The organism is Vibrio sinaloensis, assembly GCF_000808535.1.
Taxonomy (GTDB): Bacteria; Pseudomonadota; Gammaproteobacteria; order Enterobacterales; family Vibrionaceae; genus Vibrio; species Vibrio sinaloensis_D.
Genome location: NZ_JWLV01000009.1, coordinates 140,611 through 161,833 on the forward strand (window position 1 = coordinate 140,611; position 21,223 = coordinate 161,833).

Annotated in this window: 20 protein-coding genes and 1 other RNA gene; 10 read left to right on the forward strand and 11 right to left on the reverse strand. The window is 46.7% G+C overall.

Going from position 1 to position 21,223, the window contains the following annotated elements:
- Positions 1–36: 36 nt before the first annotated feature.
- Entirely contained in the window at positions 37–633 is a 597-nt protein-coding gene (gene grpE / locus RJ47_RS06520; RefSeq protein WP_038140035.1) for a nucleotide exchange factor GrpE, read from the reverse strand.
- A gap of 144 nt (positions 634–777) precedes the next feature.
- Between grpE and nadK the strand changes: the two genes are divergently transcribed.
- The 4 genes from nadK to bamE all read left to right on the forward strand — a co-directional run bounded on the left by nadK (position 778) and on the right by bamE (position 5,444).
- Positions 778–1,662, forward strand: a complete 885-nt coding sequence (nadK, locus tag RJ47_RS06525) for an NAD(+) kinase (protein WP_005471457.1) — start codon at positions 778–780, stop codon at positions 1,660–1,662.
- A gap of 228 nt (positions 1,663–1,890) precedes the next feature.
- A complete protein-coding gene (locus RJ47_RS06530; RefSeq protein ID WP_039482536.1) occupies positions 1,891–3,078 on the forward strand; it encodes a DUF3103 domain-containing protein in 1,188 nt (395 codons plus the stop codon).
- Between the two features lie 165 nt (positions 3,079–3,243).
- Complete coding sequence (gene recN, locus RJ47_RS06535; RefSeq protein ID WP_039482537.1) at positions 3,244–4,908, forward strand: DNA repair protein RecN; 1,665 nt, start codon at positions 3,244–3,246, stop codon at positions 4,906–4,908.
- A gap of 176 nt (positions 4,909–5,084) precedes the next feature.
- Positions 5,085–5,444 (forward strand): outer membrane protein assembly factor BamE, encoded by a 360-nt coding sequence (gene bamE, locus RJ47_RS06540; protein WP_005471536.1) that lies wholly within the window; start codon positions 5,085–5,087, stop codon positions 5,442–5,444.
- 57 nt (positions 5,445–5,501) lie between these two features.
- Here the strand turns inward: bamE and RJ47_RS06545 are convergent, their stop codons facing one another.
- The gene (locus RJ47_RS06545) at positions 5,502–5,855 is read right to left on the reverse strand and encodes an RnfH family protein (protein WP_005471572.1); all 354 of its coding nucleotides are present in this window, start codon (positions 5,853–5,855) and stop codon (positions 5,502–5,504) included.
- Positions 5,845–6,288: an SRPBCC family protein gene (locus tag RJ47_RS06550; RefSeq protein ID WP_005471451.1), complete on the reverse strand. Its 444-nt coding sequence runs from the start codon at positions 6,286–6,288 to the stop codon at positions 5,845–5,847. The genes RJ47_RS06545 and RJ47_RS06550 overlap by 11 nt, the downstream gene beginning before the upstream one ends.
- Before the next feature lie 119 nt (positions 6,289–6,407).
- Between RJ47_RS06550 and smpB the strand changes: the two genes are divergently transcribed.
- Together smpB and ssrA are read left to right on the forward strand one after the other, a co-directional pair.
- Entirely contained in the window at positions 6,408–6,893 is a 486-nt protein-coding gene (smpB, locus tag RJ47_RS06555) for an SsrA-binding protein SmpB (protein WP_005471475.1), read from the forward strand.
- A gap of 67 nt (positions 6,894–6,960) precedes the next feature.
- Positions 6,961–7,327: a transfer-messenger RNA gene (ssrA, locus tag RJ47_RS20795) on the forward strand.
- A 192-nt stretch (positions 7,328–7,519) separates the two neighbouring features.
- On the opposite strand, the gene RJ47_RS06560 is transcribed toward ssrA, so the two are convergent.
- Positions 7,520–8,314, reverse strand: coding sequence for a M15 family metallopeptidase (locus RJ47_RS06560; protein WP_039482838.1), 795 nt, complete (start codon positions 8,312–8,314; stop codon positions 7,520–7,522).
- A 233-nt stretch (positions 8,315–8,547) separates the two neighbouring features.
- Complete coding sequence (locus RJ47_RS06565) at positions 8,548–10,878, reverse strand: S8 family serine peptidase (protein WP_231565938.1); 2,331 nt, start codon at positions 10,876–10,878, stop codon at positions 8,548–8,550.
- Positions 10,879–11,221: 343 nt separating this feature from the next.
- On the opposite strand from RJ47_RS06565, the gene RJ47_RS06570 reads away from it, so the two are divergent.
- The 3 genes from RJ47_RS06570 (at position 11,222) to RJ47_RS06580 (ending at position 13,509) form a co-directional block, all read left to right on the forward strand.
- Complete coding sequence (locus RJ47_RS06570; protein ID WP_039482539.1) at positions 11,222–11,671, forward strand: VOC family protein; 450 nt, start codon at positions 11,222–11,224, stop codon at positions 11,669–11,671.
- A 52-nt stretch (positions 11,672–11,723) separates the two neighbouring features.
- Positions 11,724–12,242, forward strand: coding sequence for an O-acetyl-ADP-ribose deacetylase (locus RJ47_RS06575; protein WP_038140022.1), 519 nt, complete (start codon positions 11,724–11,726; stop codon positions 12,240–12,242).
- 115 nt (positions 12,243–12,357) lie between these two features.
- On the forward strand, positions 12,358–13,509 hold the full coding sequence (locus RJ47_RS06580) for an amidohydrolase (protein ID WP_039482543.1): 1,152 nt from the start codon (positions 12,358–12,360) through the stop codon (positions 13,507–13,509).
- A gap of 48 nt (positions 13,510–13,557) precedes the next feature.
- Here the strand turns inward: RJ47_RS06580 and RJ47_RS06585 are convergent, their stop codons facing one another.
- From RJ47_RS06585 to RJ47_RS06605, 5 genes are all read right to left on the reverse strand, one after another.
- The gene (locus tag RJ47_RS06585) at positions 13,558–13,983 is read right to left on the reverse strand and encodes a universal stress protein (protein WP_038215381.1); all 426 of its coding nucleotides are present in this window, start codon (positions 13,981–13,983) and stop codon (positions 13,558–13,560) included.
- 1 nt (position 13,984) lies between these two features.
- Positions 13,985–15,307 (reverse strand): TRAP transporter large permease, encoded by a 1,323-nt coding sequence (locus RJ47_RS06590; protein ID WP_005471561.1) that lies wholly within the window; start codon positions 15,305–15,307, stop codon positions 13,985–13,987.
- Positions 15,304–15,882, reverse strand: a complete 579-nt coding sequence (locus RJ47_RS06595) for a TRAP transporter small permease subunit (protein WP_039482546.1) — start codon at positions 15,880–15,882, stop codon at positions 15,304–15,306. The genes RJ47_RS06590 and RJ47_RS06595 overlap by 4 nt, the downstream gene beginning before the upstream one ends.
- Positions 15,883–15,993: 111 nt before the next feature.
- On the reverse strand, positions 15,994–17,025 hold the full coding sequence (locus RJ47_RS06600) for a TRAP transporter substrate-binding protein (protein ID WP_039482549.1): 1,032 nt from the start codon (positions 17,023–17,025) through the stop codon (positions 15,994–15,996).
- Positions 17,026–17,327: 302 nt separating this feature from the next.
- A complete protein-coding gene (locus RJ47_RS06605) occupies positions 17,328–18,767 on the reverse strand; it encodes an NAD-dependent succinate-semialdehyde dehydrogenase (protein WP_039482551.1) in 1,440 nt (479 codons plus the stop codon).
- A 153-nt stretch (positions 18,768–18,920) separates the two neighbouring features.
- Between RJ47_RS06605 and RJ47_RS06610 the strand changes: the two genes are divergently transcribed.
- Complete coding sequence (locus RJ47_RS06610) at positions 18,921–19,853, forward strand: LysR family transcriptional regulator (protein ID WP_039482842.1); 933 nt, start codon at positions 18,921–18,923, stop codon at positions 19,851–19,853.
- 75 nt (positions 19,854–19,928) lie between these two features.
- Here RJ47_RS06610 and lhgO read toward each other — a convergent pair whose 3' ends face one another.
- Positions 19,929–21,191: an L-2-hydroxyglutarate oxidase gene (lhgO, locus tag RJ47_RS06615; protein WP_039482552.1), complete on the reverse strand. Its 1,263-nt coding sequence runs from the start codon at positions 21,189–21,191 to the stop codon at positions 19,929–19,931.
- Between the last annotated feature and the right edge of the window lie 32 nt (positions 21,192–21,223).

Sequence of the window (21,223 nt, forward strand, 5' to 3'; positions counted from 1 at the left end):
GCCTCTCTTGTGTTTAAAACGTAGGGGATAGCTGAATTATTTCGCCACCATAACCATCGCTGGGCGAACCACTCGACCATTCAGCTCGTAGCCTTTTTGCATTACAAACATCACGGTGTTTGACTCATGATCAGGGCTTTCTTGAATAGACATTGCCTGGTGCAATTCAGGGTTAAAGGCTTCACCTTCTGGGTTAATCTCTTTAAGACCGAACTTAGCCACCGTATCAACAAACGTCTTGTGAGTCAGCTCTACACCTTCAAGCAGTGGCTTAACAACTTCTGCATCCGTATCAGCGGCTTGGATCGCACGTTCAAGATTATCGATAACCGGCAATAGCTCTTCAGCAAATTTGTTTAGTGCGTATTTACGAGCTTTATCGATTTCCTGCTCAGTACGACGACGCATGTTTTCTACTTCTGCTTTCGCACGTAGCACGCTGTCTTGCTGCTCTTGAACTTTTGCTTCGCTAGTCAGTAAAGCCGCTTCTAGTTGAGCAATCTTCGCGTCTTTCTCATCACCGATCTCTTCAAGCTCTGCTTCCGCTTCTTGCGCTGCTGCTTCCACTTTTTCCGCTTCTTCGATGATTTGATCTAGCTCTTCTTCTGTAACTTTGTTTTCTTCGTTGCTCATGTTATCTCCGAAATACATATCTATTGGTACCTAACGCTTCACGTTTATCGCGTTTAGATACACAAAAACTCGCATAAATAGCTAACTTGCCATTATTATGGGGATGAAGATTACCGAATCAAGCCTATTTAGTGCGGAAAACCTATGAAAAAACCTTTTCAAGTGATCGCCATCATCGGAAAACCCCGAAATCAGCAAGCCATTCAGACTCATCGCGAGCTCTATACCTGGCTAAAATCTGAGGGCTATCAAGTTTTTATCGACGATCGCTTAATTGAAATTCTTGACGACGTACCTAAAGAGGACTTTGCTAGCTTGATTCAATTGGGCAAAGCGGCGGATCTCGCGATCGTAGTTGGCGGTGATGGGAATATGCTTGGCGCGGCACGCGTTTTGTCTCGGTTTGATATTTCAGTGATTGGCGTCAACCGAGGGAATCTGGGCTTCCTGACCGACCTAAACCCTGAAGACTTCCAAACCGCCCTAAAAGCCGTCTTAGATGGCGAATTTATCCAAGAAGAACGTTTCTTACTTGAAGCGGAAGTACACCGTCACGGCCAAGTAAAAAGCCACAATGCCGCGTTAAATGAAGCAGTACTTCACCCTGGTCAAGTGGCACATATGATTGAATTCGAAGTTTATATCGATGATAGCTTTGCGTTCTCTTTACGTGCGGATGGGTTAATCGTATCTACCCCCACAGGATCAACGGCTTATTCCTTGTCTGGCGGTGGCCCTATTCTCTCTCCAAGCCTCAATGCGATTTCACTTGTTCCTATGTTCCCACACACACTATCAAGCCGCCCTCTGGTGGTCGATGGTAACCGTCGAATCAAACTCGTGGTCTCGCCAGACAACCGAGGAACTCAGGAAGTCGGCTGTGATGGTCAAGTTTCTCTTCCCGTCTCGCCGGGGGATGAAGTGCACGTATACCAAAGCCCCAACGTGCTCAAACTCATTCATCCTAAAAACTACAGTTATTACCACGTGTTAAGAAACAAGCTGGGTTGGTCAAGCCGGTTGTTTTAACCCAGTAGGGGCTAGTGGCAGTGCTAGCCCTTTTCGATCAGACAAATCCTCTACATTTATAACCTTTCCCTACATAAGAGCCCGCTAAATTACAAATTTTAAAATTTGATCCTGTGGGCAAATTCTACTTTTCATCTGTCGAGCGGATTGAATGAAAAGCACCCAGTGCTATTCTCGTGATGAATAGAACAATAACTCTATTTTCAATTCATCTATAAAGGACACACTATGAAAAAAACGATTATATTGTCCGCTCTCTCTACATTAGCGCTTGTTGGCTGCCAATCAGATGAGGCAAAGGTTACCGATACATCAAACGCTCGAGCGAATGACATAACTCAAACCAAGCGAGAGTTGGCGTTACAGCTTAGTAAAAACTATGTCGATATCGAGTCTACTTTACGAAAGGAAATTACCGCGCAGGATACAAGCATTGCGGTATCAGAATTTGTTGAGCAACAACCGCTTTCTAAGTTCAGTCAACGACTTGAAATCGCCGATGAACAAATTCGGAGCTGGAAAGGGATTACACAATACGCTGACCAAATACTGGAAGTTCGCCTAGCAAATGAACAAATGCTCGCAGCTTGGCAGCAAGGAAAAGTCGATCCTCTGTTTGCTTTTGAGCCAAGTGGGGACGATGAACAGTGGCAATACATCGAAGCGTATGACGTTTACGGCCAAATACACCAATTAGACGTTTATCAATTACCGGAAGTACCTGTACTGGTTGTCGACAGCAATAGCTCAGCAGAACTCAAAGCGGGCCTACAAGCAATGCGATCCGAAATGCGTAAGCTCGGTCAAACCACTCAGGTGCAGCCATATGTACAAGATCGCAACGCACAAGAGGCGTTTTCAACTCGTGCATCCAGTGTCACGACGTCACCTATTCATACCACCCAACTGAAGAAAATTCGCCTTGCTGATGATCAAGAACCTTGGATTTCCGGAAAAGCAGAAATTTATGCTTTGGTCACCGGAGTGAATCCAAGCCGAGATGAGCCCGCGCTTGATCTGGTTGAAATGCCGTACTTGGACTACGACAACCAAGATTACTACCCTAACCAAATCATTATCCATTGGTCCCGCTATCGTTGGGGAGCAGCTGACATCGTGCTAATGGAACAAGATGACGGCACTGACTATAAAAAGCTGGCGAAGCTGCTAGTTCAAGTCGCAGAAGAAGTATTGAAAGCCATCCCAGATCCTGAAATGCAGGCTTACGCTATCATTCCTCAAATTACCAACAAAATCATCGACGCAATCCCAGATGGCGCTCTGACCAATGATGACGACTTTGTTGATGTCTATTACACCCTTATGCAAGACACATCCTACGTTGATCATCCAGGCGCTGGCGTTAATGCCGTCGTTACTCTTGAGCCTTTAACGATAAACCCAACCAGACCTTAGCATCCTCCCCTTGCAACTAAACCGCAGCCTCGACTGCGGTTTTTTCATGCCTATCACAAAATTAGATTCTCAATAAAAAAATCCACACCACCCACTTTACTGTATAAAGAAACAGTATATACTGCACTTATATACAGTATTGTTCATTTAAACAGGTACAACTACATGCTGGCTCATCTAAGTGTTAATAATTTTGCGATTGTTAAGTCTCTACAGCTAGAGCTATCCAAAGGAATGACGACCATCACAGGCGAAACTGGCGCAGGTAAATCTATCGCGATTGATGCATTAGGTTTATGTTTGGGCGGACGCGCAGAAGCCAGCATGGTACGCCAAGGGGAAGAGAAAACCGAAGTCAGTGCCGCGTTTTCTCTTGAGAACAATATTCACGCAACTCGTTGGCTAGAGGATAACGATCTACTCGATGGTTCTGACTGCATTTTGCGTCGTATCATCAATAAAGAAGGTCGTTCTCGTGCGTTTATTAATGGCAGTCCCGTTCCCCTTTCTCAACTCAAGTCTCTGGGTCAATTATTGATTAATATTCACGGCCAACACGCGCACCATCAATTGATGAAAAGCGACTACCAAATGGCCATGCTTGACCAATATGCGGGGCATACTAATCTTTTAAAAAGCACCCGAAACACGTACCAGACGTGGCGCCAGGCAGACAACAATTTAAAACAGCTAAAAGAAAACAGTGCAGCCAATTTGGCGCAGAAGCAACTGCTCGAATACCAAATCAAAGAACTTAACGAGCTGTTAATTGGTGAGGACGAATATGAAGAGCTTGAACAAGAGCACAAAAGACTGTCCAACAGCGGTGAACTTGCCTCTACCTGTCAGCAAGCCATCGAACTTATTTACGAGGGTGAAGAAGTTAATGCGCTTGGTATTCTCCAATCAGCCAATCACTCCCTGATTCAGCTCGCAGAGCTCGATGACAAGTTAGCTGAACTGCCAAATATGGTTGCGGAAGCGATCATCCAATTAGAAGAAGCAAACAGCGAACTGCGCAACTACCTCGATAATATTGATGTTGACCCAGGTAGAATGGCGTACGTCGAAGAGCGCTTTTCTAAAGTCATGTCGATTGCGCGTAAACACCACGTGATGCCAGAAGAGTTGTTCCAGCACCATCAAGATCTGCTCGCACAAATTGAAGCCCTTGACTGCTCAGATGAGAAGCTCGACGCCCTCGAACAAGAAGTAGAAGCTAAATACCAAGCCTTCTTAGTCGCCGCTGAAAAGTTACATAAATCCCGCGGTCGTTACGCGAAAGAGCTAAATAAACTCATCACAGCGAGCATGCATGAGTTGAGCATGGAAAAAGCCCAGTTCAGTATCGAAGTAAACAACGAAGGTACGCACCCTTCGCCATTAGGCATGGACAGTGTTTGCTTTGTGGTTTCAACCAACCCAGGGCAACCAATGCAGCCAATCGCAAAAGTGGCATCTGGTGGTGAGCTTTCCCGTATTTCATTGGCTATCCAGGTCATTACCGCTCAGAAAGTGGATACGCCAAGTCTCATCTTTGATGAAGTCGATGTCGGTATTAGCGGGCCAACTGCCGCAGTTGTTGGAAGAATGCTCAGAAAACTGGGGGAATCAACACAGGTTCTGTGTGTCACTCACCTACCTCAAGTAGCAGGGTGTGGTCATCAACAACTGTTTGTGGCCAAACAAACCAAGGCTGGCAAAACAGAAACCCAAATGAACTCGCTCAATGATGACCAAAGAATCTCTGAGCTTGCTCGCCTGCTTGGTGGCAGCCAGATTACTGAATCCACCCTAGCCAATGCTCGCGAGTTATTGATCGCAGCCTAGATCCGCTTAGAAAGTCGAGTCAAAGTTCCCTAAAGCCACTTTTTTGGCTCGACTTTGCAACAAAACTCAAAAATCGCAGTCTGAAACAATTCAAAACCGCATGAGTTTTTTACATTGAGGCTCAGCTTGTTTATTATCGGCAAAGTTTAACCAATATCAGTAGCAAGAATTTAAGTATGCAATTCACAAAGTGGCTTATCGCTGTACCGCTCGCTGTGTCTACCCTGACAGGCTGCTCTTTATTAGAAAAATTGGTTTATCGTATTGATATCAACCAAGGTAACTACATTGAACAAGGCTCAGTAGAAAAACTGAAATTTGGTATGACAAAAGAGCAAGTTCGTTTTGTTATGGGCTCACCAATGCTAGTGGAAAATGGCTACCCTGATACTTGGTACTACATTTACCACCACACTGACGGCCACAATGACTCAATTCAAAAAGACTTAATTGTCAATTTCAATGGTCAAGGTCAGCTCGTTGAGATTCAGGGAGACTTCCCTGCAAGTAAAGATTTTTTCGAGAGTATTAACTGATCGAAGAGTAAGAATGATTTTAAAAGGTTGGCTGATGCCAACCTTTTTTATTTGCCCCTAACCCTCTTTGCGAAGTGGGTTCTTTTTTCCGCCAGTCACAGGGTCAGCAGCGCCAGAGGCTTTCGCTTGTTCCGCTCGCTTACGGCGAATCTCCTTAGGGTCAGCGAGTAATGGGCGGTAGATCTCAATACGGTCCTTATCACGTACCGTTGAATCTAACTTCACATTGCGACTAAACACGCCGACTTTATTCTTGCTCAAATCAACTTCTGGGTATTGCTCCAATACACCAGATTGTTTGATGATTTCTTCAACCGTCATCGCTTTGTTGACCACCAAGGTGTAAACACGCTGCTCTTGCGGTAAAGCGTACACCACCTCAACGTGGATCATATCAGACTCAATACTCATAAGCTGGGTATACCTGTTTTGCGCGCTGTGTAAAAGCGTTAACCATATTATTGGTTAACTCATTGAATACTTTACCAAAGGCCATTTCGATCATCTTACTAGAAAACTCGAATTCTAGTTTCAGTTCTACTTTGCACGCCTGCTCATCAAGAGGAGTAAAGAACCACCCTCCTTTGAGCGTCTTAAATGGTCCATCCACCAAATTCATCATGATCGCTTCGCCAGAAACTAGCGAGTTGGATGTGGTAAATGTTTTGCTAATCCCTGCCTTAGAAACATCAACTGAAGCCACCATTGCCTCTGAGCTCGATTCAATCACACGCGAACCCGAGCACCCTGGTAAAAACTCAGGATAGCTAGCGACATCGTTCACTAGATTGAACATCTGTTCTGCACTAAACGAAACCAAAGCAGAACGGCTGACTTGCTTCATATTGACTCCTCGTATCAATTGCTTGAACTTCAAGCTTGTAAGCAATTTTACTTTTATTTGCACTCAGCGCAAATAAAGGGATTTCCTAACTTAAATCCTAACCGTATAATGCAGCCATTATGGCAAAGAAAAAATCTAAACAAAAAGCGGGTAGCAATACCATCGCGGTCAATAAGAAAGCTCGCCACGAATACTTCATTGATGATGAAATTGAAGCTGGCTTAGAGCTACAAGGCTGGGAAGTTAAGGCACTGCGTCAAGGCAAAGCAAACATCGCCGAAAGTTACGTATTTATGCGTGACGGAGAAGCTTTTGTCAGCGGTATGACCATCACTCCTCTTAATCAAGCATCAACTCACGTGGTGGCAAACCCAACGCGTGTACGTAAGCTCTTAATGAGCCGTCGTGAACTCGACAACCTACTCGGTCGCATCAACCGTGAAGGTATGACACTAGCAGCGCTTTCGCTCTACTGGTCTCGCTCATGGGTGAAGATGAAAATTGGTGTAGCAAAAGGTAAAAAGCTGCACGACAAACGTACTGATCTAAAAGAAAAAGATTGGGCTCGTGAAAAAGCGCGCGTGATGAAGAGCTCACTGCGCTAATATTGAGCACTTAAACGCACAAGGCTAGACAGGTTAGACTTTTCTGGTACTATGCGAAGAACACTTTGGGGCTGATTTAGGATTCGACAGGAATTTTGCAGTCTGAGGTGCATGCCGTGGGGCGGTTGGCCACGTAAAAAGCCGCAAAAAAATAGTCGCAAACGACGAAAACTACGCACTAGCAGCTTAATAACCTGCTCAGAGCTCTCTCGCCCTAGCTTCCGCACGTAAGACGGGGACCAACGAGAGATCAAACCCAAACGCGCTAGCCCGGATTCTCCCGCCTGAGAGATGAACGGCGAATTTTAATTCAGGATAGCCTTTGGCTGGCGTGTCGGTTCGCAGGTCACTGGTGAAATTAAAGATCGACTAAGCATGTAGTACCAATGATGAATGGTTTTTGGACGCGGGTTCAACTCCCGCCAGCTCCACCAAACGTTTGGAAAGGCGCTAACTCTTTGAGTTAGCGCCTTTTTTGTATTTAACAACTTAAACTTATCGCGGTTGGAACTAAAAATAGGTACTAAACCTGCGTAATCTCAAACCGATAAAACAGAATCAAAAGCATCAATTATTCCAACACAAAAATGCCGAATGATTTGTTCCTTGATGTATGTGATTATCTACTAGAATGCTTTCACCGTTTTGTAAGCACACATCGCTCTCGCTTTCTCTGCCCCTTGCGCTTTGTTTTGCAGGTAGCACGTTCGGTACGACTCGACATAACGGTTAAACAGTTTCGTCGCTTCAGGCTTAGGTTTGGAAACTAATTGGTTTACGAACTGCCTTGAGCCAACTTCAAAGTGCTGAGTATCGATAGGTGTGTTCCAATCCCCGCCCCAAATAAGAAAACCATGATGAGCAAAGAGATCAACCACCTCTTCCGCCATGCCTGTTCGGCTTAGTTCTGAGCGAGCACGAAACTGAGTTCGGTTGATGTACTTGGTCGCTGACTGAATCGGCTTAACCTTAATCGTACCGTTATCACCAAACTCTAAGAATGGGTTTTGCACTGGGTTAATGTCAATCGCGACACCATAGGCATGTTTAGACCAGCTAGAACCACCTGTTATTGGCCTCGCGTTGAAAGCACTGCTGTTATTGGCGTTCATTGAGGCATTATCATCGCCTTTGAACTCTCGCATTAAACGTGCGGAGTGGAGCGGGAATTTTCGCTGCTTGAGATCAGAAAATATTTTCTCAACGGAAGGCGCAACGACATCAAGAACAATCACACTCCCCTGCTTTGACTGCCCCTGAAAATCGATAAACTCAAAGTCTACTTTGGATAGGCGCTCACACCCCACTGGCGCGCCCTGAGCTAACACGCTGGTCTTTAGCATCATGTCACATTGCCATTGTGAGATAGGAGCGACTTTAGCAAGGCTTGGAGCACTAAATATCGAAGCCGCGAGCACCATAGAAGCTAGCTTGAGGTTAAACATGGCATTCCCAAAAAAGATAGACTTGTATCGAGGTAGTGTGCCTTGAATATCGAATTTTGCAATGCTCTCTAGCCAAGTCGCAGGCTGCTAATCGTTATTTAATACGTCGATTACATCCACACTAAATTGAGGTATTCATCGAATGAGTATTTCCCTGAATACAAAAAAGAGCCTGCTTACATAGCAGGCTCTTTGGTGGAAATAGAAAGCTATTTTTTACGCACTTCAGAAGTATTGCTGTACCCTGAAACTTCACCAGATTTATACGCTTGAACACGATACGCATAGTTGCCATTTGGCAATGAGCCGAATTCACTGTCCGTAAAGCTGGTTTCATTCGCATCGACTTGACCTATTGGTGCAAAATCAATTTGACCTTTGCGTTTCAATCCTCGCTCAATATAGAAACCTAACTCGTCGCCAGAATTATCTGACCAACTCAGATTAACATTGCCACCGCTTGAAGACGCAACAAGATTGGTCGGCGCAGCTAAGCCACCTGGCTCAGGCTCTGGATCAGTATTGGAATCCACCGTTACTTTAATGGTATCCGAGGTTGCTTCATCGTTCGTGTTTCTCGCAGTGATACGATAGCTGAACTCCCCTGTACTTGGCACGGTATCAACATAACTGGTTGAATCCATGGGTAGCACGGCAACTTGTTCAAACCGAACTCGGCCACGATATTTAGCCCCGCGCTCGACCACATATTCATCTTCATTGGCGCTATTATCTTGCCAGGTAAGTGTCACGGATAAGCCGTCAACACTCGCGGTTAATCCTGTTGGCGCATTAACCACAAATGGATCGACTATCGTCACCATCACATCGGTACTATTTGCTGAGCCCGCATTATCTGTAACCGTTAAAGTCACGGTGTAAGTCCCTGCGGACGCGTAGGCATATTCGGGGTCCATGGATGAGCTGGTAGCACCATTGCCAAACTCCCATAGGTAGCTAACAATATTGCCGTCAGGGTCGGTTGAGTTAGATCCAATGAAGAAAATAGCCTCACCGATGTCGTAGCTACTTGAAGGATTACTGATCTCAAGCACCGGCGTTGGCAGCATGTTCGTGACTTGAATATTAGTTAACGCAGAGTCACTAAGCCCATCATCATCAGTTACCGTTAAGCTCACTTGGAAGCTGCCTGCTTGATCATAGGTGTGCGTAGCCATCATACTCGCGGATGTGTTGCCATCACCAAAGTCCCATAGATACGACACAATAGTACCGTCTCCATCTGTTGAACCAGAGCCATCAAAATCTACCGAACTGCCAAATGGCACAGAGTTACTGCTCACCACAATATCAGCCACAGGTGCCTCTAAGTTATTGAGGTTCAATGCGTACGTCACAGCAGCGTATGCGTCAACAAGGCCATGGCCAAACACATTATCATCACCCGCTGCGCCAATATCGACCGCGGTAGAGAAAAGCCCTGTTTCAATTTCCGCTGGGGTAATCGCAGGGTTAGCGGCAACCATCAACGCAGCAATACCAGCCGTCAGCGGAGAAGAAAATGAGGTACCACTATAGTAGACGTACTGGTTATCTGGGTAGGTCGTTGCGATATCGACGCCAGGCGCAGTAATGTCTACGTAATTACCCCAGCTTGAAAAACTGGCTCTGCTATCATCTCTGTCTGTTGCGCCAACGCCAATAAAGCTGGTGAAATCAGGATAGGAGTGCTCTTGGCCGCTATTACCAGCCGACATAAACAGTAAGCCGTTTTTCGAACGAAGATATTGGGCTGCGGCATCTATGGTGTCATATTGAATACCGCCATAGCTCAGATTCACCACTCGCGCGCCATTATCAGCGGCGTACTCAATACAAGTCGCCATAGTAGAAATATAAGCCGAACTGTTCTGATCGCTAATCGCTATACGAACGGGAATGATATCTACCTCCCAGTTCGCACCTGCAACGCCAATACCGTTATTACCAACTGCACCCAATGTCCCTGCACTCCCTGTACCATGGCCATTGGCATCAAAAATATTGGTCGAACCATCATGGGCATTAAAGGCAAGATCCGTACGTAGATTAGGGCCTAAATCTGGGTGATTCACATCAAAGCCAGTATCACATACACCGACTAAAACGGTGTGGCTCCCTGTAGTAATGTCCCACGCTTGCTGACTGTTAACGTTGTTGTGGTGCCACTGATTAGCAAAGAAAGTGTCATTTGGCTGTAGCGTAGGTTCGACCACATAATCCGCTTCAGCAAACTCAACATAACCACTCTTATCAATGATGTTGGCAATCGCTGTTTCTCGACCATGATGCCCAAAAGTCGCAATCACTATCTGGCTGCCTTCCAGTGTACGCTCTGAAACCAGCCCCTGACTTTTCAATAAGGCGTTAAGCCCTTTGAGATCACTGGGGGATGCGTTTGCGTCTATTTTGTAAATTACTGTGCCCGGTCGAAGTTCTACTGACTCATCCTTTTGTGCTAGGACGTTTATCGAAATAGGAAGAAGCAGAAGGCACAACCACTGCTTCCAATTGAACACTCCATAGTCCACTTCACGCATATCCCACTCCCCTCTAAGCATTTGGCACTATAGATAGTTTGGTCAATAGCCAACGATATGTACAACGGCAATCGCAATAAAATGAAGGCCTTTTACTGTGCATTTTCGCCTCTCTGAAACCCCGTTCAAACAAACCTTAAAGAAGTCATCAACCTAGAGAGAAACTTCATTTATGCGGCGTTTTCGCTTCGCCATCTATTTACGAAAATAGTTTGAGCTAAACTTTAGGATTAGTGACAATTTGGAGTGACATTGGTGCATTTAGGGGCATAGCATCAAAGTCTGATCCCAGATAATCACATCGTGCGTATATACTGATTTGTATTACGACTCGGAGTATTTTATGACTACTCATTCACCGATTTCGGTTCTCGCACTCGATCATGTCGTGCTACGCACCACTCAACTTGACGCCATGCTCTACTTCTATCAGCAAATTTTGGGGTGTCAGCTTGAGCGAGAACTGCCTGATCTTGGCTTAACGCAGCTACGGGCAGGCAGTGCCTTGATTGATATTGTGACAGTAGAAAGTGAACTCGGGAAACTTGGCGGTGAGCCACCACGCCAAAACGGACGCAACATGGATCACTTTTGCCTTCAGGTCGCACCTTTTGACGAGCAACAATTGCGAGAATATCTTAGTCGCTACAACATTGCCGTGGAAGACTTTGCAGAGCGCTACGGGGCGCAAGGATTTGGTCGTTCAGTCTACCTCACCGATCCAGAGGGCAATGTCGTTGAAATAAAGCCGTCCAAACTAAAGATGAATAACAGTGAAAACCCTGATAGTTGATCTAAGGGAATCCCGCTACACTCTCAATAATTCTCCTTGTATAAAGAAAACCATGTCCAAAATTGAACTTATAAATGGCGATATCACGAAAGCGAATGTTGATGCGATAGTCAATGCTGCCAATACACGAATGCTTGGGGGCGGCGGAGTAGATGGGGCAATACATCGCGCTGCGGGGCCTGAACTTTTGCGAGCCTGTTACGCAGTAGAAGAAAGCAACGGGGTTCGCTGTCCTTTTGGAGATGCACGTATTACTGCCGCGGGAAACCTGAATGCTCAGTTTGTAATACACACGGTGGGGCCGATATACGATAGATTTGCAAACCCTGCCGAAGTGTTACAGTCAGCTTATCAACGTGCTCTTAATCTTGCTGTTGAACACCGGTGTGAAAGCGTAGCTCTTCCTGCAATTTCTTGTGGTGTTTATGGTTATCCACCTAAAGAAGCCGCCCAAATAGCCCTCACTGTATGTAAGCAAGAAGAGTATCGCCACATGACCCTCTCTTTCTATCTATTCGGCGAAGAGATGCTATCGATTTGGCAACAAGAGTTAGACGCTTTAGGCGAATAAGTATATCTCAGCCAAGCTGGGCACATTCAATAATCAGAGCCTCATCAATATCTGAGGTTTTGGCTCGGCGTATAGTCAAAACCTTATTGCTCTGATCCAGAACTAGGAAACGCCGATGCTAACCCACGCTCAACTGACTGACTTACGAAAGGAGCTTCATCAACACCCTGAGTTATCGTGTTGTGAGGCAAATACAGCTGCGCGCGTTGAATCACTATTCGAGCAATTTTCGCCGGATGAAACCTATCGAAACTTGGGCGGTCATGGTTTAGCCTTTGTGTTTAATGGCGCGCAGTCGGGCCCTACTACATTGATTCGTAGTGAACTCGATGCGTTGCCCATTCAAGAAATCAATCAGTTTGATCACCGCTCAGTCGTGGATGGGGTTTCCCATAAATGTGGTCATGACGGTCATATGGCGATTGTTTCATCGCTAGGAGCAGCGTTAAGTCATCAAAGACCGAAACAAGGGCGCGTTGTGCTTTGCTTTCAACCCGCAGAAGAAACCGGAACGGGTGCCATTGATGTGGTAAAAGATGCGCAATTTGCCAAGATTCTGCCAGACTACGCCTTTGCATTGCACAATTATCCGGGGCTAGCGCTTGGCAAGGTTGCAGTAAGAAGCGGCACCTTCAATTGCGCCTCTCGCGGGCTGATCATCAAATTGAGTGGAAAAACCTCACACGCAGCCCATCCTGAAGATGGCATTAGTCCAGCGATTGCCATGTGCCAAATTATTCAACAGCTCAACCAACTGCCAACACTACTTACACAGCAAGGGCTCAAGGGTAAAAGTTGGGTGACGGTTATCCACGCCAAACTTGGGGAAGTGGCGTTCGGCACCTCTCCGGGTGAAGCGGTGGTTATGGCAACGTTACGCAGTGAAACAAACTTGTGCATGCAAACCTTGGTTGAGCAGGCAGAAACTTGGGCTCGTTTGTATGCTAAGGAGTCTGGGCTTGAGGTGAGCTTTTCTTACGATGATGTCTTCCAAGCGAGTGTGAATAGCGATGAAGGATGCGAAAGAGTCTTGGCTGCATGTCGCCACACCAATACTGACTATGTATTGATGGACGAGCCAATGCGCTGGTCAGAAGATTTCGGCCAGTTTACCGCGGTCGCGAAACAAGGTGCCATGTTTGCGCTAGGCGCAGGAGAAACTAGCCCACAGCTTCACAACCCAGACTACGACTTCGATGACCAACTGATTCCGATTGGCAAAGCGCTGTTTTTAGATCTAATTAAGCAAATCAATGGATTAGACTGAATCTCCAAATAGAGCCCAAGTTTCGGCTCAGGCTCTATTGTTCAGCTTTTAACGAACGACAAACACCGAACATGGCGCATGGCGCACCACTTTGGCAGCATTCGAACCCAACAAATAAGAACGTAACCTAGGTTTGGCAGACGCCATCACGATGGCATCCGCATTTGAACGCTTGGCTTGAGCCACGACTTCATCAAACACAACGCCATTTCTGACGATACTTTTGCCGCGATGTGGCCGAGGAACAAGCTGTTCAAGCATGGTTTGCACGCGGTCAAAGGCACTAAGGTGGTGTTCAGAAAACGCGTTTCCTGTCACCGTCGGAACCATACTGTGGTGCACTCTGGCATCATCCACATACAGCATGTCGATCACCCCGTCTTCAGCAATCAATTTGAGTGCCATTTCGACCTCTAGTTTAACAACATCTGGGTAAGCCAAATCTACTGGCATTAAGATTCGTTGTAGGCTCATATCAATTTACTCCCATCACTTTATTAGGCAGCCACATCACCACTTCAGGGAACAGCATACAAAGCACCAAGACGCAGAGCTTGAGCAAGATAAATGGCAATATCGAACGGTAGATATCCATCATGCTCACCCCCGGTGGCGCAATACCTTTGAGATAGAAGAGGGCAAACCCATATGGCGGTGTTTGGACCGCGATTTCGATGTTCAAAATCATCAAAATACCAAACCATATCGGGTCATAGCCCAGCGATACGACAATCGGTGTGAAGAGTGGTGCACACATTAAAACAATGATCAGCTCATCAATGATGAAGCCCAGCAGCAGCATGATAACCTGCAGTAATATGATGACGCCAAGCGGAGGCAAGCCGAGATCTTGGGTAATTTGCGCCACCATGTTTTGCACGCCACTGAGCATGTGGAAATTACTAAATAAAGATGCGCCGAGAATGATCCACATCGACACGCTGACCAACATGGCCGTTTCAAACCCAGAAGACTTAAACATCTCAAAACGGAAGCGTTTAAAGATCACCGCAAGCAAAATGGCGCCAACCACACCAATTGCTCCCGACTCAGTGGGCGTCGCAATCCCTGTAATAATGCTACCAAGTACAGCAACAATCAGCAGTAGTGAGAACAAACCATCACGAGCCGTTCGCACCTTCTCTTTGCCTGTCATGCTGCTTTCCACCCCTGTGCCTAACGGTGCTTTTTTTGGGTTGAGCTTGCAACTAATAATGACATAAGCAATCAGCAAGCTGATCGAGATAAGCGCGGGAATGATGGCAGCAAGAAACATACGCCCAACCGAGTTTTGCGTCGTCGCGGCATACATTATCATCGGAATGCTCGGCGGGATCAGAATCCCCAAACCACCGCCCGCCATAATGACCCCCAGAGCCAGTCGCTTGTCATACCCTCTTTCGAGCATTGGCTTGAGCGCAATACTGCCTGAAGTCATGATGCCCGCACCGATGATGCCAACCATCGCCCCAATCATTGAGCAAACACCGATCACGCTGATCGCCAACGATCCTCGCAAACGGCCTATCACCATTTGGCTGGCGTTGAACATCGCATCCCCAATCCCAGAGCGAGTCAGCAATTGTCCCATGTAGATGTAAAGCGGAATAGCGAGCAAGATAAAACTGAAAAAGTTACTTTCTATCGTAGTGGGTACAAGGTTAAAGATTCCCTCTCCCCACGTCATGTACCCCATTCCCATAGCAATGCCACCCAGAGCAAGGCCAACCGGCGCACCGAGTGCAAAACTAAATAAAATACAGCCGATTAACAGCAGGGTTAATACTTCTATACTCATACATCCCCCGCCTGTTCAAGTAAGCTTTCTCTTGGTTGTTGCTCTTCAACCTGCTGTTCAATCAGCGATTTTCCCATCACCACATAGTAAAGGTCTTGGATCATGTCACTGGTAAATTGAACAATAAATGCGCCGCATGCCACCATCATCATCACCCAGAAATGAGCCATAGACGGAGCCCACTCGGATTGGCGTCGATAGTTAAACTCCATCGCTTCTTCAAACTTGCCCAGTGCCATCATCAGCACAACCGACAAAAAGAAGATTGCCAGTGAATAAGAAACGAGATTAAACAGCGAGCGAACGCGCATAGAAACGGAAAGGTAGAACACATCCACATTGATGTGCGCTTTATTCTGCTGGGCTAACGCGCCACCCAAGGCAGCAATATAGCCAAACAGAAACAATGACACGTCATATGCCCAAATAGTGGGTTTACCAAGCACGTAACGAGAGAACACTTCAAAGGCAACGGTGAGTGCTAATATCGGCATCAATACCGATGCGGACACACCAATCCAATAAACCAAGCGATTAATACCAAGGCAATACGCTGCCAAAACCTTACTTAACATAGACGCTATCCCTGCCAGCAAATGAGAAAAGGGGGCAAGCCCCCTAGATTGACCACTTCGCCTGCAATTCGACATCTACCCCAAGATTTGAACAAAGCGAAGTGGGCAGTTTTAGTTATTTTGTACAATCTTAATTAAACGTTGGCTGTACTTATCTGAATCGGCGTATTCGCTCCACAGTGAGCCTGCCGCATCGTTCCATTTCACCACATCTTCAGCACTTGGCTCTGGGCTCCACTTCATGCCTTTCGCTTCCATATCTGCGATAGCTTGAGATTCCCACAGTCTCGACTTCGTCATCTGCTCACGAGCATGTACTGCGCTTGCCGCTCGAACAATCGCTTGTAGATCTTCAGGAAGTTTGTTCCACGCGCTTTTGTTCACCACGATTGGCAACGCTTGAGCGCCAGCTATCGGTAAGCGGTACATGTACTTCGCAACTTCGACGTGGTTACCGTCTCGGTGGTCGATGAGGTTACTGCCAATTGAGCCATCAATAACCCCAGTGGCTAGGCTGGTGTAGATTTCACTCCAAGAAAGTGACGCAGGTGAAGCGCCTAGATTGCGAAGGAACTTACCGTATGCCCCTGGCGCGCGAATCTTCAGCCCTTTAAACTCTTCAACGGAGTTAATTGGCTTTTTGGTTAATACGTAAACAGGCAACTGAATGTAAGGTTCCAGCCAAACAAGGTTTTGTTTGTCATAAGCCTCTTCTAAAACGTCACCCCAACCTTTTTCGTGGAATAGCGCGCTGAGTTCACCGACATCGTCCGTCATTCCCGGTAGGCCCACTTCCACCACACCGGCAGGAAACTCACCCGCATGCATTGGCTGAAAAGGCGCCCCCATGGTCATTAAGCCAGATTTCACCGAGCCAAGAACGCCAGTTTGTCCAACGCCTTCTCCAGCATACATAACTTGTACTGAGATTCGTCCGTTCGACATCGCTTCAATATTTTCCGCAAAGCTTTTATACACCTCACCATAAGCGGTACCGCGTGAATAAAGGTTTACAAAACGCCAGTTATGCTCAGCGGCAAAGGCTTGCGACGCAGTAAAAAAGGTACTGGAAATGGCCAGTGCGTACCCTGCGACCATCTTGGTAATGCTTTTTGAGTGCAGCTTGCGTAAGGTTTTAAACATGAAGGTTCTCCTTGAATTATTCCTGTTTACTCTGACTGAGTCAGGCACAGTATTGGCGTGACATTTCTCTTCCTCGTTGTCACCTTGTTAGAAATAATTACAATTCATTTACATCTATTAAATTCATATTTATCCACCTAAAGTTTTACCATCATCAAACCTTTTCATTTTTGGTGCTTATCTATGCATCTGTTGCAAAATACAAAAACAAAAAAAGCAGCACCGAAGTGCTGCTAAAAGCATGAACCCCAAGGGGCCTGAACAAACTAACAATGATAGGGAAACTGTTTTAAACGAGCTGATTACAACCCGTGACAGAGGTATTTGATCTCTAAATAATCATCAATACCGTATTTGGATCCTTCACGCCCGCTACCAGACTCTTTCACTCCACCAAACGGCGCAACTTCGGTTGAGATAATGCCTTCATTGATGCCGATAATGCCGTATTCCAGCGCCTCACTCACTCGCCATACGCGGCTATGGTTTTGGGTATAAAAATAGGCAGCCAGACCAAATGGGGTGTCATTGGCTCGGCGGATCACATCTTCTTCATCATCGAAGCGGAATATCGTAGAGACCGGGCCAAACAACTCCTGATGCGCAATATCCATCGCTTCGGTCACATTCGTTAAAATCGTCGGTTGGTAATAGTGCTCACCGACCGATGAGACCGCGCCGCCTAGCACTAACTGGGCACCTTGTTGCTGTGCCGTTGCCACCAGCTCGTCGACTTTGTCGATGGCCTTTTGATTAATCAGAGGCCCGATATCCGTTCCCTCAGCGAGACCTTGGCCAACTTTCAGCTCACTCACGGCTTGGGTATAGCGCTGTACAAACTCATCGTAAATCGCATCATGGATGTACAAACGGTTGGTACAAACGCAGGTTTGACCGGCATTACGATACTTTGAAATCAACGCGCCCTGCACGGCTTTGTCTAGATCTGCGTCCTCAAAAACAATAAATGGCGCGTTACCGCCCAGCTCAAGGGAGACCTTTTTCACCGTATCAGCCGCTTGACGCAAAATCAGTTTGCCAACGGGAGTGGACCCCGTAAATGACACCTTGCGAACTAAAGGATGGCAGCACAGTACCTCACCCACTTCGGCAGGGCGAGACGTGGTCACCACGTTAATCACCCCTTTAGGAATGCCTGCTTGCTCGGCAAGAGAAGCCATCGCCAATGCACACAACGGCGTATCTTCGCCAGGTTTAACCACCACAGTACAGCCCGCCGCGAGCGCAGGGCCGACTTTGCGGGTGATCATCGCAACCGGAAAGTTCCACGGCGTAATGGCACTCACAACACCGACGGGTTGTTTTATGGTCATGTAGCGATTGCTAGGGTTGGCAGCAGGAATCACATCGCCGTACATTCGCTTCGCTTCTTCAGCGAACCATTCGATAAACGACGCGCCATACATTACTTCTCCGTAGGCTTCCTTATAAGGTTTGCCTTGCTCACTGGTCAGCAACTTAGCGAGCCCATCCGCGTTTTCGACAATCAAGTCAAACCAACGTTTGAGTAATCCCGCACGATGCTTCGCTGTGGTTTTGCGCCACTCTTGGAATGCGGTATGCGCTGCGTTAACCGCGGCTTCCGATTCCACTTTTCCCATATCTGGCACCGTGGTAATGACATCTCCGGTCGCGGGATTGAGTACCTCGACTCGCTTACCATCGTTAGCATCGACCCATTCTCCGTTTATCCAACCTTGGGATAGAACCAAATCTCTCATCACTTAGATTCCTACATTTATAAATATTATCAACGTCAAAGATTAATCAATCTAAATCGCGCATAATCACCAAAACACATAACAAAATAATAACAAACAGCCGAGGGATATAAATGCCCTTGGCTAAACATGAAGTTTTATGAGCCTAAAACTATGACTAAAAACCCTTCGCCTGTCGGTCAAATTGGTGACTACGAAATCAAACAACTCAAAATCTTTAAAGTTGTCGCAGATTGCGGTGGCTTTTCTGCGGCGGAAACCGAGCTGAATATCAGCCGCTCCACCATCAGTATCCACATTTCAAACTTGGAGTCTCGACTTAATCTCATCCTCTGCCGCCGCGGCCGTTCTGGCTTTGCCTTAACCGAAGAAGGCGTGGTTGTCTATGAAGCGACAGTCAAACTGCTCGGCGAACTGGAGGATTTTCGAAACACGATCAATCACCTCGACATACAGCTGTCAGGCAGCCTGACAGTTCTGTTTAGTGACACCATCAGTTTAGATCAACGAGCCTGCATTCCTGAGGTGGTTGGTAAGTTTTCAAAATTGGCACAAGAGGTCTATCTCACCGCTGAAGTCGCTCGGATGACAGAAATTGAGCGTATGGTGATGCAAGAAGAAGCTGATATTGGCTTTATTCCTTTTCACCGTGAGTTGGATGGATTGGAATACGAACATATCTATACCGACATTTGCTACCTCTATGCGAGTAAAGAGAATCCGTTGGCGGCGCTGTCTGATGACGAACTGACTGATGAGATCATTGATGGCTTCCCTGTCGCCTATGCCGGAATGAAAACCCAAGAGCGCATTAACGGCCATCTTGCCAATATGAATCTCAAAGCCACTGCGTACAACTATGAGTCTCGCATGGCGCTGTTGCTCTCTTCGCGCTTTATTGGTTACTTGCCAGAACACTACGCCAAACCTTACGTTGACTCTGGTGAGCTGGTAACAATCGCACCAGAGCGTCGTTACTATCACCTTGAGATCATGGCCATTACCAAAAAGACCAATGCGCTGAACAAGGTGCGCTCACTGTTTATTAAGACCATGCGCGATTGTTACCGCAAGCATAATAAATAGCGGTGCGTCCTGTGGCCCGAAAAGCAAAAAGCCTGAAGTGATATTCAGGCTTTTGACTCAATGGGTATTTAATCGTTATGCGACCTCTGAGATAGGCTCATTTGAATCTTGCTGAGCATTGTCGATCCCCTGCTTGGTGGCAATTTTGTCACAAATATAACCACCGATTGGAATGGCAGAGGTGGCCGCAGGCGATGGCGCATTACACACATGTAAGCTGCGCTCACTTTCCGCAAACAAAAAGTCATGCACTAAGGTGCCATCTTTTAACACGGCTTGTGCGCGAATACCCGCAGGGTAGGGCTTTAGATCCTCGACAGTTATCTGCGGGCAGTATTTATTAACCAGCTTTAAATAGCCCGGTTTCCACCACGAGTTTTTTGTTTCAATTAAGCCTGTTTTGAGGTGTTTGGCGCTCACTTTCCAAAATCCGCTGAAGCTCACCATGTCGAGCACATCACGCAAGTTGAAATTGATTTTGCCGTAACCTTCACGCTTCCACCCTTGAACCGCGTTGGGGCCAACCGTCACTGAACCATCGATCATCCTTGTTAAATGAACTCCCAAAAACGGCAAATCAGGATCAGGGATCGGGTAGATAAGGTGATTAACGATGTTGTTGTACTTCTCTGGCAAGCGATAGTACTCTCCACGATAAGGCACAATTTGGAAATCGGTTTCGAGGCCCAACATACGGGTTAACCGGTCGGCCATCAGCCCAGAGCAAACAACCAAGAACTGGCCATGAAAATCGACGCTATGCTGCTGACACTCACCTTGAACCGTGATCAGCTCAGGCGTTTCCACCAGTCCCGTTACTTGAGTGTTGAGCTGCACTTCGCCACCCGCGGCAACGAACTCCTGCGCCATTTTTTCCGTCACTTGGCGATAGTTGACAATACTGGTGGTCGATACTGCAATGGCGCCCAAGCCCACGATGTTCGGTTCGCGCTTTTTCAGCTCATCTTGATCAATCAGTTCTACGTCTAAGCCATTTTGATGGCAACGCTCGTACAGCGCTTGCATCCGCTCGACTTCTTGCTCTGAGGTTGCCACCAGTAACTTGCCACAGTTCTCCACTGCAATATCGTGTTTGGCGCAGAACTCCGTTGTCGCTGCCACGCCTGCTTTACAAAACTCTGCCTTTAAACTGCCCGGAGCATAGTAAACGCCCGCATGAATCACGCCGCTATTGTGACCAGTTTGATGGTGCGAAAAGCCCGATTCTTTTTCGATCAGCAATATCGTTTTCTCTGGATAGCGACTTTGCAACTGCCACGCTGTCGAGACACCCACAATGCCACCACCAATTACGATGTAGTCATACATTTTTTCCACGCTTACCTGCTCCTTCACTGCCGTTGTTATTG

Excerpts from the sequence above, each read along its gene's own strand:
- grpE (WP_038140035.1), bottom strand. The coding sequence starts at position 633 with ATGAGCAACGAAGAAAACAAAGTTACAGAAGAAGAGCTAGATCAAATC.
- nadK (WP_005471457.1), top strand. The coding sequence starts at position 778 with ATGAAAAAACCTTTTCAAGTGATCGCCATCATCGGAAAACCCCGAAAT.
- RJ47_RS06530 (WP_039482536.1), top strand. The coding sequence starts at position 1,891 with ATGAAAAAAACGATTATATTGTCCGCTCTCTCTACATTAGCGCTTGTT.
- recN (WP_039482537.1), top strand. The coding sequence starts at position 3,244 with ATGCTGGCTCATCTAAGTGTTAATAATTTTGCGATTGTTAAGTCTCTA.
- bamE (WP_005471536.1), top strand. The coding sequence starts at position 5,085 with ATGCAATTCACAAAGTGGCTTATCGCTGTACCGCTCGCTGTGTCTACC.
- RJ47_RS06545 (WP_005471572.1), bottom strand. The coding sequence starts at position 5,855 with ATGAGTATTGAGTCTGATATGATCCACGTTGAGGTGGTGTACGCTTTA.
- RJ47_RS06550 (WP_005471451.1), bottom strand. The coding sequence starts at position 6,288 with ATGAAGCAAGTCAGCCGTTCTGCTTTGGTTTCGTTTAGTGCAGAACAG.
- smpB (WP_005471475.1), top strand. The coding sequence starts at position 6,408 with ATGGCAAAGAAAAAATCTAAACAAAAAGCGGGTAGCAATACCATCGCG.
- RJ47_RS06560 (WP_039482838.1), bottom strand. The coding sequence starts at position 8,314 with ATGGTGCTCGCGGCTTCGATATTTAGTGCTCCAAGCCTTGCTAAAGTC.
- RJ47_RS06565 (WP_231565938.1), bottom strand. The coding sequence starts at position 10,878 with ATGCGTGAAGTGGACTATGGAGTGTTCAATTGGAAGCAGTGGTTGTGC.
- RJ47_RS06570 (WP_039482539.1), top strand. The coding sequence starts at position 11,222 with ATGACTACTCATTCACCGATTTCGGTTCTCGCACTCGATCATGTCGTG.
- RJ47_RS06575 (WP_038140022.1), top strand. The coding sequence starts at position 11,724 with ATGTCCAAAATTGAACTTATAAATGGCGATATCACGAAAGCGAATGTT.
- RJ47_RS06580 (WP_039482543.1), top strand. The coding sequence starts at position 12,358 with ATGCTAACCCACGCTCAACTGACTGACTTACGAAAGGAGCTTCATCAA.
- RJ47_RS06585 (WP_038215381.1), bottom strand. The coding sequence starts at position 13,983 with ATGAGCCTACAACGAATCTTAATGCCAGTAGATTTGGCTTACCCAGAT.
- RJ47_RS06590 (WP_005471561.1), bottom strand. The coding sequence starts at position 15,307 with ATGAGTATAGAAGTATTAACCCTGCTGTTAATCGGCTGTATTTTATTT.
- RJ47_RS06595 (WP_039482546.1), bottom strand. The coding sequence starts at position 15,882 with ATGTTAAGTAAGGTTTTGGCAGCGTATTGCCTTGGTATTAATCGCTTG.
- RJ47_RS06600 (WP_039482549.1), bottom strand. The coding sequence starts at position 17,025 with ATGTTTAAAACCTTACGCAAGCTGCACTCAAAAAGCATTACCAAGATG.
- RJ47_RS06605 (WP_039482551.1), bottom strand. The coding sequence starts at position 18,767 with ATGAGAGATTTGGTTCTATCCCAAGGTTGGATAAACGGAGAATGGGTC.
- RJ47_RS06610 (WP_039482842.1), top strand. The coding sequence starts at position 18,921 with ATGACTAAAAACCCTTCGCCTGTCGGTCAAATTGGTGACTACGAAATC.